Consider the following 13,180-nt stretch of genomic DNA (forward strand, 5'->3'; position numbering starts at 1 on the left):
ACCGATGAGCAGCACTCCCGTGATGGGTGTCCTGGCCCTCCAGGGCGACGTGCGGGAGCACCTGATCGCCCTGGCCGCGGCGGACGCCGTGGCCAGGCCGGTGAGGCGCCCCGAGGAGCTCGCCGAGGTCGACGGCCTGGTCATTCCCGGTGGTGAGTCCACCACCATCTCCAAGCTGGCCGCGCTCTTCGGCCTCATGGAGCCGCTGCGCGAGCGCATCGCCGCCGGCCTCCCGGTCTACGGCACCTGCGCCGGCCTGATCATGCTCGCCGACAAGATCCTCGACCCGCGCTCGGGCCAGGAGACCTTCGGCGGCATCGACATGATCGTCCGCCGCAACGCCTTCGGCCGGCAGAACGAGTCCTTCGAGGCCGACGTCACCGTCGCGGGCGTCGCGGGCGGCCCCGTCGAGGGCGTCTTCATCCGGGCCCCCTGGGTGGAGTCGGTCGGCGCGGACGTCGAGGTCCTCGCCGAGCACGGGGGCCACGTCGTCGCCGTACGGCAGGGCCGGGCGCTCGCGACCTCGTTCCATCCCGAACTCACCGGCGACCACCGCATCCACGCCCTGTTCGTCGACATGGTGCGCGCGGCGGGCTGATCCGATCCCGGTAGGATCTCTGGGGTTCGTTCAGAAATGGGTTACGCGAAGGAGACAGGCAGATGTCCGGCCACTCTAAATGGGCTACGACGAAGCACAAGAAGGCCGTGATCGACGCCAAGCGCGGCAAGCTCTTCGCGAAGCTGATCAAGAACATCGAGGTCGCGGCCCGCACGGGCGGCGCCGACCCCGAGGGCAACCCGACCCTCTTCGACGCCATCCAGAAGGCCAAGAAGAGCTCGGTCCCGAACAAGAACATCGACTCCGCGGTCAAGCGCGGCGGCGGCCTCGAGGCCGGCGGCGTCGACTACGCCACGATCATGTACGAGGGCTACGGCCCGAACGGCGTCGCGGTGCTCATCGAGTGCCTCACCGACAACCGCAACCGCGCCGCCTCCGACGTGCGCGTGGCCATGACCCGCAACGGCGGCTCCATGGCCGACCCGGGCTCCGTCTCGTACCTGTTCAACCGCAAGGGCGTCGTCGTGCTCCCCAAGGGCGAGCTGTCCGAGGACGACGTCCTGGCCGCGGTGCTCGAAGCGGGCGCCGAGGAGGTCAACGACCTCGGAGAGTCCTTCGAGGTCGTCAGCGAGGCCACCGACCTGGTCGCGGTCCGCACCGCCCTCCAGGAGGCCGGCATCGACTACGACTCCGCCGATTCCAGCTTCGTCCCGACCATGCAGGTCGAGCTGGACGAGGAGGGCGCGCGCAAGATGTTCAAGCTGATCGACGCGCTCGAGGACAGCGACGACGTGCAGAACGTCTTCGCCAACTTCGACGTCAGCGACGAGGTCATGGCGAAGGTCGACGCCTGATCACCTGCTTTTCGCGGCGGGCCGACGGGGACACGCTCCCGTCGGCCCGCCGCTTTGTCGGTGGCAGCCGATAGCCTGCTCAAACAGGAGATCGAAGGGAGGGGGGTGACGTGCGCGTACTCGGAGTGGACCCCGGGCTCACCCGGTGCGGCGTCGGCGTCGTCGAGGGCGTCGCCGGCCGGCCCCTGACCATGCTCGGCGTCGGAGTGGTGCGGACGCCCGCGGACGCCGACACCGGCATGCGCCTGGTCGGCATCGAGCAGGGCATAGAGGAGTGGATCGACCGCTTCTCGCCCGAACTCGTCGCCGTGGAGCGGGTGTTCAGCCAGCACAACGTGCGCACGGTGATGGGCACCGCCCAGGCCAGCGCGGTCGCCATGCTCTGTGCCTCCCGCCGCGGCATCCCCGTCGCCCTGCACACCCCCAGCGAGGTCAAGGCCGCCGTCACCGGCAGCGGCCGCGCGGACAAGGCCCAGGTCGGCACCATGGTGACCCGGCTCCTCCGGCTCTCCGAGCCGCCCAAGCCCGCCGACGCCGCCGACGCCCTCGCCCTCGCCATCTGCCACATCTGGCGCGCCCCCGCCCAGAACCGGCTCCAGCAGGCCGTCGCCGCCCAGAACCGCCTCCAGGAAGCGGCCGCCCGGCACGCGTCCGCAGTGAAAGGCCGAACCCGATGATCGCCTTCGTCAGCGGCCAGGTCGCCGCCCTCGCCCCCACCACGGCCGTCGTCCAGGTCGGCGGCGTGGGCATGTCCCTCCAGTGCACCCCGGCGACCATCGCCGGACTGCGGATCGGCGAGGAGGCCCGGCTCGCCACCTCCCTCGTCGTCCGCGAGGACTCCCTCACCCTGTACGGCTTCGCCGACGACGACGAGCGGCAGGTCTTCGAGCTCCTCCAGACCGCCAGCGGCGTCGGCCCCCGCCTCGCCCAGGCCATGCTCGGCGTCCACAGCCCCGACGCGCTGCGCCTGGCCGTCTCCACCGGGGACGAGAAGGCCCTCACGGCCGTCCCCGGCATCGGGAAGAAGGGCGCGCAGAAGCTCCTGCTCGAACTGAAGGACAAGCTCGGCTCGCCCCTCGGCAGCAGCGGCCTCGTCGGCGCCCAGCGCGTCGCCTCCGGCCCCGCGCCCTGGACCGAGCAGCTCACCGCCGCCCTCATCGGCCTCGGCTACGCGAGCCGCGAGGCCGAGGAGGCCGTCGACGCCGTCACCCCGCAGGCCGAGGCCGCCCTCGCCGAGACCGGCACCGCCCCCGTGCCGCAGCTCCTCCGCGCCGCCCTGCAGACCCTCAACCGCGCCCGCTGACCACCCCCGACCGCGCCCGGCCGGGCCGTACGAACGAGAAGGCACCCACCGTGAACTGGGACGACGACACCACCGCCGGGGCACCCGACGCCGAGGCGCGCATCGTCGGCGCCGCCGCGGAAGGCGACGACCAGGCCGTCGAGGCGGCCCTGCGGCCCAAGGACCTCGACGAGTTCGTCGGCCAGGAGAAGGTCCGCCAGCAGCTCGACCTGGTCCTCAAGGCCGCCCGGCAGCGCGGCGCCACCGCCGACCACGTCCTGCTCTCCGGCGCTCCCGGACTCGGCAAGACCACCCTCTCGATGATCATCGCGGCCGAGATGAACGCCCCGATCCGCATCACCTCCGGCCCCGCCATCCAGCACGCCGGAGACCTCGCCGCGATCCTCTCCTCCCTCCAGGAGGGCGAGATCCTCTTCCTCGACGAGATCCACCGCATGTCCCGGCCCGCCGAGGAGATGCTCTACATGGCGATGGAGGACTTCCGCGTCGACGTCATCGTCGGCAAGGGCCCCGGCGCCACCGCCATCCCCCTCGAACTGCCGCCCTTCACCCTCGTCGGCGCCACCACCCGCGCCGGACTCCTGCCGCCCCCGCTGCGCGACCGCTTCGGCTTCACCGGCCACATGGAGTTCTACGACCCGTCCGAGCTCCAGCGGGTCATCCACCGCTCCGCCGGACTCCTCGACGTCGCCATCGACCCGGCCGGGGCCGCCGAGATCGCCGGCCGCTCCCGCGGCACCCCCCGCATCGCCAACCGCCTGCTGCGCCGGGTCCGCGACTACGCCCAGGTCAGGGCGGACGGAGCGATCACCCGGGAGATCTCCGAGGCCGCCCTCAGCGTGTACGAGGTCGACGGCCGCGGCCTCGACCGGCTCGACCGCGCCGTCCTGGAGGCCCTCCTCAAGCTCTTCGGCGGCGGACCGGTCGGCCTGTCCACCCTCGCCGTCGCGGTGGGGGAGGAGCGCGAGACCGTCGAGGAGGTCGCCGAGCCCTTCCTCGTGCGCGAGGGGCTACTGGCCCGCACGCCCCGCGGCCGGGTCGCCACCCCCGCCGCCTGGGCGCACCTCGGTCTCGTTCCGCCGCAGGCAGCGGGCCCGGGCGGCGCGGGGAGCGGGACGGGAACGGGACAACAGGGGCTCTTCGGGGCGTGACGGTGCGGACACTCGCCCGTACCGGAACCAGGGTGCGATGCTGGACGTTGTTCCAGCGATGCGGACTCGCCTAGACTCCGCCGATGCCGCCCTTTCCGGTCGGCGCGCCCACCCCCGAAGATCAGGCCGCGGGTTCTCCGCGACCATGCGAAGGAAACCCGTCCCGTGAACATCGTGACCCTCCTCCCCTTCATCGTCCTCATCGGGGCCATGTTCCTGATGACCCGCTCCGCCAAGAAGAAGCAGCAGGCGGCGGCGCAGATGCGTGACGAGATGCAGCCCGGCACCGGCGTGCGCACGATCGGGGGGATGTACGCCACCGTCAAGGAGATCGGCGACGAGACCGTCCTCCTCGAGGTCGCCCCGGGCGTGCACGCCGTCTACGCGAAGAACGCGATCGGCGCGGTCCTCGAGGACTCCGAGTACAACCGGATCGTCCACGGCGACGACGACGGCGACGAGTCCTCGGACTCCGCCACCGTCGTCCCGGACGACGCCTCCTCGCTGACCGGCGGCGCCACCGACGTCACCGCCGAGGACGCGCCCAAGGCCGACCTGACGAAGAAGTCGGACGCGGCCGAGGCCGCCGCCGAGGGGGAGAAGGACGGCAAGACCGACGGCGAGGCCGGCGCGAAGTAATCGCGATCGGGGGAACGCGCGCACGCCCACCGGCGGGCGGGCGCCCCCGAACGGTTCCACGTCTGCGGGGGATGGTCCCCACACACACTTCGTGGCCGTCGCGCGCACACCCGTCGCGCGGCGGTTGGACAGGGAGATACGACAGGTGGCAGCACCGAAGAAGGGCCGAAGGCCGGCGGGGGGACAGAGCCGGCCGGGCCGCGCCCTGGCACTCATCCTGATCGCCATGGTCGCGCTCACCGGCGGCATGTTCTGGTCGGGGCACACCACCCCGCGCCTCGGCATCGACCTCGCCGGCGGCACGTCGATCACGCTCAAGGCCAAGGCCGACCCCGGCCAGGAGTCGGCGGTCAACGAGACCAACATGAACACGGCGGTCGACATCATCGAGCGCCGTGTCAACGGTCTGGGTGTCTCCGAGGCCGAGGTCCAGACCCAGGGCCGCGAGAACATCATCGTCAACATCCCCCGCGGGACGAACGAGAAGCAGGCCCGTGAGCAGGTCGGCACCACCGCCCAGCTCTACTTCCGGCCCGTTCTCGCGGTGACGAACGGCGCGCCCCAGGCCGCGCCGACCGCCACCCCCTCGGGCTCGGCCTCGCCGAAGCCGTCGGCCACCCCCTCCGGTGCCACCGCGGGCGAGAAGTCGGCCACCCCGTCGGCCACCGCCTCCACGCAGGGCCGCGCGCTCACCGAGGCCCTCAAGGCCCCGAGCCCGACGCCCACCGGCAGCGCCTCGCCCTCGTCCTCCGCGACGCCGAAGGCCACCGGGACCCCGCAGGCGACTCCCACGCCCGACCCCGGCACCGCGGCGCTGGAGCAGAAGTTCACCGCCCTGAACTGCCTCGACCCCAAGCAGCGCACCGCCGCCGGCCAGGGCGTCAAGCCGGCCGAGCCCACCGTGGCCTGCGGCGAGGACGCCCCGGGCGTCTGGTCGAAGTACCTCCTCGGCCCGGCCGAGGTGGAGGGCCGCGACGTCGACGACGCCCAGGGCGCCTTCGACCAGCAGCGCGGCATGTGGATCGTCACCATGGACTTCACCGACGGCGGATCGAAGAAGTTCCAGTCGATCACCAGCAAGCTGTCGCAGCAGGCCGACCCCCAGAACCGGTTCGCGATCGTCCTCGACGGCGAGGTCGTCTCGGCCCCCTCGGTGCGCCAGACGCTGAGCGCCAGCGCCGAGATCTCCGGCAGCTTCACCCAGCAGTCCGCCCAGGACCTCGGCAACATCCTGTCCTACGGCGCCCTGCCGCTCTCCTTCCAGACCCAGAGCGTCGACACCGTCACCGCCGCGCTCGGCGGCGACCAGCTGGAGGCCGGCCTGATCGCCGGCGCCATCGGCCTCGCCCTGGTCATCGTCTACCTGGTCGCCTACTACCGCGGCCTGTCGCTGATCGCCATCCTCAGCCTCGGCGTCTCCGCGCTGCTGACCTACGTGATCATGTCCCTGCTCGGCCCGGCCATCGGCTTCGCGCTGAACCTGCCGGCCGTCTGCGGCGCCATCGTCGCCATCGGCATCACGGCGGACTCGTTCATCGTCTACTTCGAGCGCATCCGCGACGAGCTCCGCGAGGGCCGCACACTCCGCCCGGCCGTCGAGCGCGCCTGGCCGCGCGCCCGCCGCACCATCCTGGTCTCCGACTTCGTGTCGTTCCTGGCCGCGGCCGTGCTCTTCGTCGTCACCGTCGGCAAGGTCCAGGGCTTCGCGTTCACGCTCGGCCTGACCACCCTGCTCGACATCGTCGTGGTGTTCCTCTTCACCAAGCCGATCATGACGCTGCTCGCGCGGACCAAGTTCTTCGGCGACGGCCACCCGTGGTCCGGCCTGGACCCGAAGCGCCTCGGTGCCAAGCCGCCGCTGCGCCGCACCCGCCGCACCACCGCCCCCGCCGGCCCTGTCGACCCGAAGGAGGCGTGAGATGTCGAAGCTCGGAGATCTCGGCGCCCGACTCCACCGCGGTGAGGTCGGCTACGACTTCATCGGCAACCGCAAGATCTGGTACGGCCTGTCCGTCCTGATCACCATCACCGCCATCGTCGCCCTGGCCGTCCGCGGCCTCAACATGGGCATCGAGTTCCAGGGCGGCGCCGTCTTCACCACCCCGAAGACGGACGTCTCGGTCAGCCAGGCCCAGGAGTACGCGGAGGAGGCCTCCGGCCACGACGCGATCGTCCAGCAGCTCGGCAACGGCTCGCTGCGCATCCAGGTCGGCGGTCTCGACACCGCCCAGTCCGACCAGGTCCGCTCGGAGCTGGCCAAGGACCTGAACGTCGCCGAGGACAAGATCGCCGCCGAGCTGGTCGGCCCGAGCTGGGGCGAGCAGATCGCCAACAAGGCCTGGACCGGCCTCGGGGTCTTCATGATCCTGGTGGTGATCTACCTGGCCATCGCCTTCGAGTGGAGAATGGCGGTCGCGGCGCTCATCGCCCTCATCCACGACCTCACCATCACCGTGGGCATCTACTCCCTGGTCGGCTTCGAGGTCACCGTCGGCACGGTCATCGGCCTGCTGACGATCCTCGGCTATTCGCTGTACGACACGGTGGTCGTCTTCGACTCCCTCAAGGAGTCCACGAAGGACATCACGAAGCAGACCCGCTTCACCTACAGCGAGCTGGCCAACCGCTCGATCAACGGCACCCTGGTCCGTTCGATCAACACCACCGTCGTCGCCCTGCTGCCGGTCGCCGGCCTGCTCTTCATCGGCGGCGGCGTCCTCGGCGCCGGCATGCTCAACGACATCTCGCTGTCGCTGTTCGTGGGCCTCGCGGCAGGCGCGTACTCGTCGATCTTCATCGCCACCCCGCTCGTCGCCGACCTCAAGGAGCGCGACCCGGCGATCAAGGCCCTCAAGAAGCGCGTCCTGGCCAAGCGGGCCAGCGCCGCCGCCAAGGGCGAGTCCGCGGACGGCGACGCGTTCGCCGACGGCACCGAGGCCGCGGTCGTCGGCCCCCGGGCCGGACGCCGGGGCCGCACCCAGGAGCACCGAGGATGACCGCCGGGGCCCAGGACGTCACCGACCTCCTGCTCAGCCGCATCCGCGACGTACCGGACTACCCGAAGCCCGGCGTGCTGTTCAAGGACATCACGCCGCTGCTCGCGGACCCGGAGGCGTTCGGGGCCCTCACCGGCACCCTCGCCGGGCTGTGCGCCGCGCACGGCGCGACGAAGGTCGTCGGCCTGGAGGCCCGCGGCTTCATCCTGGCCGCCCCGGTGGCCGTCCGCGCGGGCCTGGGCTTCATCCCGGTCCGCAAGGCCGGCAAGCTCCCCGGCGCCACGCTCCGCCAGGCGTACGAGCTGGAGTACGGCACCGCCGAGATCGAGGTGCACGCCGAGGACCTGGTCGCGGGCGACCGCGTCATGGTCATCGACGACGTCCTCGCCACCGGCGGCACGGCCGAGGCCTCCCTCGAACTCGTCCGCCGCGCCGGCGCCGAGGTCGCGGGCGTCGCCGTCCTCATGGAGCTGGGCTTCCTGCCGGGCCGCGCCCGGCTGGAGCCGGCCCTGAAGGGCGCTCCGCTCACGGCGCTGATCACCGTCTGACACCGGGCTCCGGCCCGTACGGGGCGCTCCGGGGAATCCCCGGAGCGCCCCCGTCGTTTTCCGGAGTGCCCCGGTCCGGCCGCCCGGGAACGGATGCCGCCCGTGGCCGGATCCGTTCACTCCCCGGCCGCGTGAGCAGTGCGGGTCCGGGCTCGATACCATGGCCGTTCCGGGCCTGACCGGGGGACCCGGACATGCACGAGGAGCGCTCTTGCCAGACGAGGCCCAGCCAATCTCCGCCGCGCAGCCCGACCCGAAGGCCGAAAAGGCCGCGCCGGGGACCGGCACGCCCCAGAACAAGCCCGCGGAGACCGGGCCCGCGCCCGCCGCGCCCGAGCCGGCCCCCGCGGCCGCTCCGGCCGCGCGCCCCGCGCCGACCGCGCCCGCCCGCTCGGGCGGCTCGTCCAACCGCGTCCGCGCCCGCCTCGCCCGGCTCGGCGTGCAGCGCTCCTCCCCGTACAACCCGGTCCTCGAACCGCTGCTCCGGATCGTCCGCTCCAACGACCCCAAGATCGAGACGGCCACGCTGCGCCAGGTCGAGCGGGCCTACCAGGTCGCCGAGCGCTGGCACCGCGGCCAGAAGCGCAAGAGCGGCGACCCGTACATCACGCACCCGCTCGCCGTCACCACCATCCTCGCCGAGCTCGGCATGGACCCGGCGACCCTGATGGCCGGACTCCTGCACGACACCGTCGAGGACACCGAGTACGGCCTCGACACCCTCCGCCGGGACTTCGGCGACCAGGTCGCGCTGCTCGTCGACGGCGTCACCAAGCTCGACAAGGTCAAGTTCGGCGAGGCCGCCCAGGCCGAGACCGTCCGCAAGATGGTCGTCGCCATGGCCAAGGACCCGCGCGTCCTGGTCATCAAGCTCGCCGACCGCCTGCACAACATGCGCACCATGCGCTACCTCAAGCGGGAGAAGCAGGAGAAGAAGGCCCGCGAGACCCTGGAGATCTACGCGCCCCTGGCCCACCGGCTGGGCATGAACACCATCAAGTGGGAGCTGGAGGACCTCGCCTTCGCGATCCTCTACCCCAAGATGTACGACGAGATCGTCCGGCTCGTCGCCGAGCGCGCCCCCAAGCGGGACGAGTACCTGGCCGTCGTCACCGACGAGGTCCAGGCCGACCTGCGCGCCGCCCGCATCAAGGCCACCGTCACCGGCCGCCCCAAGCACTACTACAGCGTCTACCAGAAGATGATCGTCCGCGGCCGGGACTTCGCGGAGATCTACGACCTGGTCGGCATCCGCGTCCTCGTGGACACCGTCCGCGACTGCTACGCGGCCCTCGGCACCGTCCACGCGCGATGGAACCCGGTCCCCGGCCGGTTCAAGGACTACATCGCGATGCCGAAGTTCAACATGTACCAGTCGCTGCACACGACGGTCATCGGACCCAACGGCAAGCCCGTCGAGCTCCAGATCCGCACCTTCGACATGCACCGGCGCGCCGAGTACGGCATCGCCGCGCACTGGAAGTACAAGCAGGAGGCCGTCGCCGGCGCCTCCAAGGTGCGCACCGACGTGCCGAAGAAGACCGGCAAGGACGACCACCTCAACGACATGGCGTGGCTCCGCCAGCTCCTCGACTGGCAGAAGGAGACCGAGGACCCCGGCGAGTTCCTGGAGTCCCTGCGCTTCGACCTCTCCCGCAACGAGGTCTTCGTCTTCACGCCCAAGGGCGACGTCATCGCGCTGCCCGCCGGCGCCACCCCCGTCGACTTCTCCTACGCGGTCCACACCGAGGTCGGCCACCGCACGATAGGGGCCCGGGTCAACGGGCGGCTCGTCCCGCTCGAATCGACCCTCGACAACGGCGACCTGGTCGAGGTCTTCACCTCCAAGGCCGCCGGCGCGGGCCCCTCGCGCGACTGGCTCGGCTTCGTCAAGTCCCCGCGCGCCCGCAACAAGATCCGCGCCTGGTTCTCCAAGGAGCGCCGGGACGAGGCCATCGAGCAGGGCAAGGACGCCATCGCGCGGGCCATGCGCAAGCAGAACCTGCCGATCCAGCGGATCCTCACCGGCGACTCCCTCGTCACCCTCGCCCACGAGATGCGCTACAGCGACATCTCCTCGCTGTACGCGGCGATCGGCGAGGGCCACGTCACCGCCCAGTCCATCGTGCAGAAGCTGGTCCAGGCGCTCGGCGGCGAGGAGGCCGCCACCGAGGACATCGACGAGTCCGCGCCGCCGGCCCGCGGCCGCTCCAAGCGCCGCTCCAACGCCGACCCCGGCGTCGTCGTCAAGGGCGTCGAGGACGTCTGGGTGAAGCTGGCCCGCTGCTGCACCCCCGTCCCCGGCGACCCGATCATCGGCTTCGTCACCCGGGGCAGCGGGGTCTCGGTGCACCGCAGCGACTGCGTCAACGTGGACTCGCTGTCCCGGGAGCCGGAGCGGATCCTGGAGGTCGAGTGGGCCCCGACCCAGTCCTCGGTCTTCCTCGTCGCCATCCAGGTCGAGGCCCTGGACCGCTCCCGGCTGCTCTCCGACGTCACCCGGGTCCTCTCCGACCAGCACGTCAACATCCTCTCGGCGGCCGTCCAGACCTCCCGCGACCGGGTGGCCACCTCCCGCTTCACCTTCGAGATGGGCGACCCGAAGCACCTGGGCCACGTCCTGAAGGCCGTGCGGGGCGTGGAGGGCGTCTACGACGTGTACCGCGTGACCTCGGCCCGTCGGCCGTAACGGCGCCGCACGAAGGAGGGCGGCCCCGGTACCTGCGTACCGGGGCCGCCCTCCTTCGCGTACGGGCGGATCAGCCGCCGAACTCCTCCAGACCCTTCAGGGCCTGGTCGAGCAGGGCCTGGCGGCCCTCCAGCTCGCGCGAGAGCTTGTCGGCCTTGGCGTCGTTGCCGGCGGCGCGGGCCGCGTCGATCTGCTTGCGCAGCTTCTCGACCGCGTCCTGGAGCTGGCCGGTCAGACCCGCGGCACGCGCGCGCGCCTCCGGGTTCGTCCGGCGCCACTCGGCCTCCTCGGCCTCCTGGATCGCCCGCTCCACCGCGTGCATCCGGCCCTCGACCTTGGGGCGGGCGTCACGCGGGACGTGGCCGACGGCCTCCCAGCGCTCGTTGAGGGAGCGGAAGGCCGCGCGGGCCGCCTTCAGGTCCGTCACCGGGACGAGCTTCTCGGCCTCGGTCGCGAGCTCCTCCTTCACCTTGAGGTTCTCGCCCTGCTCCGCGTCCCGCTCGGCGAAGACCTCGCCGCGCGCCGCGAAGAAGACGTCCTGGGCGCCGCGGAAACGGTTCCACAGGTCGTCCTCGTGCTCGCGCTGGGCGCGGCCGGCCGCCTTCCAGTCCGTCATCAGCTCGCGGTAGCGGGCCGCCGTGGTCCCCCAGTCGGTGGAGTTCGACAGCGACTCCGCCTCCGCGACCAGGCGCTCCTTCGCCTTGCGGGCGTCCTCGCGCTGCGCGTCCAGGGACGCGAAGTGGGCCTTGCGGCGCTTCGAGAACGCCGAGCGGGCGTGCGAGAAGCGGTGCCACAGCTCGTCGTCGGACTTGCGGTCGAGCCGGGGAAGGCCCTTCCACGTGTCCACGAGCGCGCGCAGCCGCTCGCCGGCCGAACGCCACTGCTCGCTCTGGGCCAGCTCCTCGGCCTCCGTGACGAGCTTCTCCTTGGCGACGCGCGCCTCGTCGGCCTGCTTCGCCTTCTGGGCCCGGCGCTCCTCGCGGCGCGACTCGACCGTCTCGACGAGCTTGTCCAGGCGGGCGGAGAGCGCGGCCAGGTCGCCGACGACGTGGTGCTCGTCGACCTGGTGCCGGATGTGCTCGATCGCCGCGTTGGCGTCCTTCGCCGAGAGGTCGGTGGTCCTCACCCGCTTCTCGAGGAGGCCGATCTCGACCACCAGGCCCTCGTACTTGCGCTCGAAGTAGGCCAGGGCCTCCTCGGGGGTGCCGGCCTGCCACGATCCGACGACCTTCTCACCCTCGGCCGTCCGCACGTACACGGTGCCCGTCTCGTCGACGCGGCCCCACGGGTCGCTGCTCACAGCGCCTCCTCACCATGATGCCGTCGCGGGGTCGCACCCCGCGGGCATCGTCCACAGTTTCCCGGCGGGCCTCGCCCGCCTTCCGCAGCGCGGCCGACGGCCCACGCTGCACACCGCCAATCTAGGCGAACCGCGCCCCGGCTGTCCGCACTCAGCGCGACCGAGATTCGACGGTCGGCCCGCTGGTGCGGACGCGCGGGTTCACTTCTTCGTGACGGTGGCCTTCTCGACGGTGACGGCCTTCTTCGGGGCGCCGTCCGTGGCGCCGCCCTCGACACCGGCGGCGGCGACCTCCTGGACCGCCTTGAGGCCGGCCGCGTCGATCTTCCCGAAGGGGGTGTAGGTCGGCGGCAGCTTGGTGTCCTTGTAGACGAGGAAGAACTGCGAGCCGCCGGTGCCCGGCTGCCCGGTGTTGGCCATGGCCACGGTGCCGGCCGGGAAGGTCACCGAGCCGTCCGCGCCGGGCTTGCCCAGGGCGTCCAGGTTCTCGTCCGGGATGGTGTAGCCGGGGCCGCCCGTGCCGGTGCCCTGGGGGTCGCCGCACTGCAGCACGAAGATGTTCTGCGTGGTGAGGCGGTGGCACTTGCTGCCGTCGAAGTACTTCTTGTCGGCGAGGTGCTTGAAGGAGTTCACCGTGCGCGGGGTCTTCGCCGCGTCCATGGTGATCGTGATGTCGCCCGCGTTGGTCTTGAGCGCCATGTCGTACACGGCCTTCCGGTCCACGGTGAGCTTCGGCTCGGGGCTCGCGGACTCCTGCGACGGCGAGGGCGCCGGGGTGGTGGCCGTGTCGCCCGCCGCGCCGTCCGAGCCCTTCTTCGAGCCGTCCGACAGCGCCACCGAGGCGTACACGGCGCCGCCCGAGGCGAGCACCACCGCGAGGACGGCCGCGACGACGGTGTTGCGGCGCCTGTCCTTGCGGCGCTTCTCCTCCCGCCGCTGCTGCTGCCGCACGTACTTATCCCTGGCAAGCTGCCGCCGCCGCTGATCGCTGGTGACCACCGGTCCGCTCCTTGTCGCTCGTCTGTTCCCGTCCTGGCCGGATGTGCCCGTACCGTATACGGGTTGGCTGTGGAACAGGCACCGCCGGTAGGCTCTGATCTGCTGAATCCCGTCATTCCCGTGATTTCCGCGCCCCGTGCCG

The 13,180-nt window shown here is 71.8% G+C and carries 12 protein-coding genes; 10 read left to right on the top strand and 2 right to left on the bottom strand.

The annotated features are described in order from the left end of the window. Nucleotides 1–4 precede the first annotated feature (4 nt). From pdxT to ACIQKA_RS29920, 10 genes are all read left to right on the top strand, one after another. Entirely contained in the window at nt 5–598 is a 594-nt protein-coding gene (gene pdxT / locus ACIQKA_RS29875) for a pyridoxal 5'-phosphate synthase glutaminase subunit PdxT (RefSeq protein ID WP_402542954.1), read from the top strand. Nucleotides 599–660: 62 nt separating this feature from the next. Next, entirely contained in the window at nt 661–1,413 is a 753-nt protein-coding gene (locus ACIQKA_RS29880) for a YebC/PmpR family DNA-binding transcriptional regulator (RefSeq protein ID WP_383156941.1), read from the top strand. Between the two features lie 110 nt (nt 1,414–1,523). Continuing rightward, nucleotides 1,524–2,090 carry a crossover junction endodeoxyribonuclease RuvC gene (gene ruvC / locus ACIQKA_RS29885; protein ID WP_390111796.1) on the top strand — a complete coding sequence of 189 codons (567 nt, stop codon included), beginning with the start codon at nt 1,524–1,526 and terminating at the stop codon, nt 2,088–2,090. Next, nucleotides 2,087–2,716: a Holliday junction branch migration protein RuvA gene (gene ruvA, locus ACIQKA_RS29890; protein ID WP_383160069.1), complete on the top strand. Its 630-nt coding sequence runs from the start codon at nt 2,087–2,089 to the stop codon at nt 2,714–2,716. The genes ruvC and ruvA overlap by 4 nt, the downstream gene beginning before the upstream one ends. Before the next feature lie 50 nt (nt 2,717–2,766). Further along, nucleotides 2,767–3,867: a Holliday junction branch migration DNA helicase RuvB gene (ruvB, locus tag ACIQKA_RS29895; RefSeq protein ID WP_383160067.1), complete on the top strand. Its 1,101-nt coding sequence runs from the start codon at nt 2,767–2,769 to the stop codon at nt 3,865–3,867. A gap of 165 nt (nt 3,868–4,032) precedes the next feature. Continuing rightward, nucleotides 4,033–4,506, top strand: a complete 474-nt coding sequence (gene yajC, locus ACIQKA_RS29900) for a preprotein translocase subunit YajC (RefSeq protein WP_383160065.1) — start codon at nt 4,033–4,035, stop codon at nt 4,504–4,506. 145 nt (nt 4,507–4,651) lie between these two features. Beyond that, nucleotides 4,652–6,424 carry a protein translocase subunit SecD gene (gene secD, locus ACIQKA_RS29905; protein ID WP_383160062.1) on the top strand — a complete coding sequence of 591 codons (1,773 nt, stop codon included), beginning with the start codon at nt 4,652–4,654 and terminating at the stop codon, nt 6,422–6,424. Between the two features lies 1 nt (nt 6,425). Further along, nucleotides 6,426–7,502, top strand: a complete 1,077-nt coding sequence (gene secF, locus ACIQKA_RS29910; protein ID WP_383160059.1) for a protein translocase subunit SecF — start codon at nt 6,426–6,428, stop codon at nt 7,500–7,502. Beyond that, nucleotides 7,499–8,050 (top strand): adenine phosphoribosyltransferase, encoded by a 552-nt coding sequence (locus tag ACIQKA_RS29915; protein ID WP_383160057.1) that lies wholly within the window; start codon nt 7,499–7,501, stop codon nt 8,048–8,050. The genes secF and ACIQKA_RS29915 overlap by 4 nt, the downstream gene beginning before the upstream one ends. Before the next feature lie 211 nt (nt 8,051–8,261). Continuing rightward, nucleotides 8,262–10,739, top strand: a complete 2,478-nt coding sequence (locus tag ACIQKA_RS29920) for a RelA/SpoT family protein (RefSeq protein ID WP_402542955.1) — start codon at nt 8,262–8,264, stop codon at nt 10,737–10,739. A gap of 70 nt (nt 10,740–10,809) precedes the next feature. Here the strand turns inward: ACIQKA_RS29920 and ACIQKA_RS29925 are convergent, their stop codons facing one another. Both ACIQKA_RS29925 and ACIQKA_RS29930 read right to left on the bottom strand, forming a co-directional pair. Further along, on the bottom strand, nt 10,810–12,039 hold the full coding sequence (locus ACIQKA_RS29925) for a DUF349 domain-containing protein (protein ID WP_383445149.1): 1,230 nt from the start codon (nt 12,037–12,039) through the stop codon (nt 10,810–10,812). Between the two features lie 201 nt (nt 12,040–12,240). Continuing rightward, nucleotides 12,241–13,038, bottom strand: a complete 798-nt coding sequence (locus tag ACIQKA_RS29930) for a peptidylprolyl isomerase (RefSeq protein ID WP_383435718.1) — start codon at nt 13,036–13,038, stop codon at nt 12,241–12,243. Nucleotides 13,039–13,180: the final 142 nt, after the last annotated feature.

It is taken from the genome of Streptomyces sp. NPDC092045 (assembly GCF_044756005.1).
Lineage (GTDB): Bacteria > Actinomycetota > Actinomycetes > Streptomycetales > Streptomycetaceae > Streptomyces.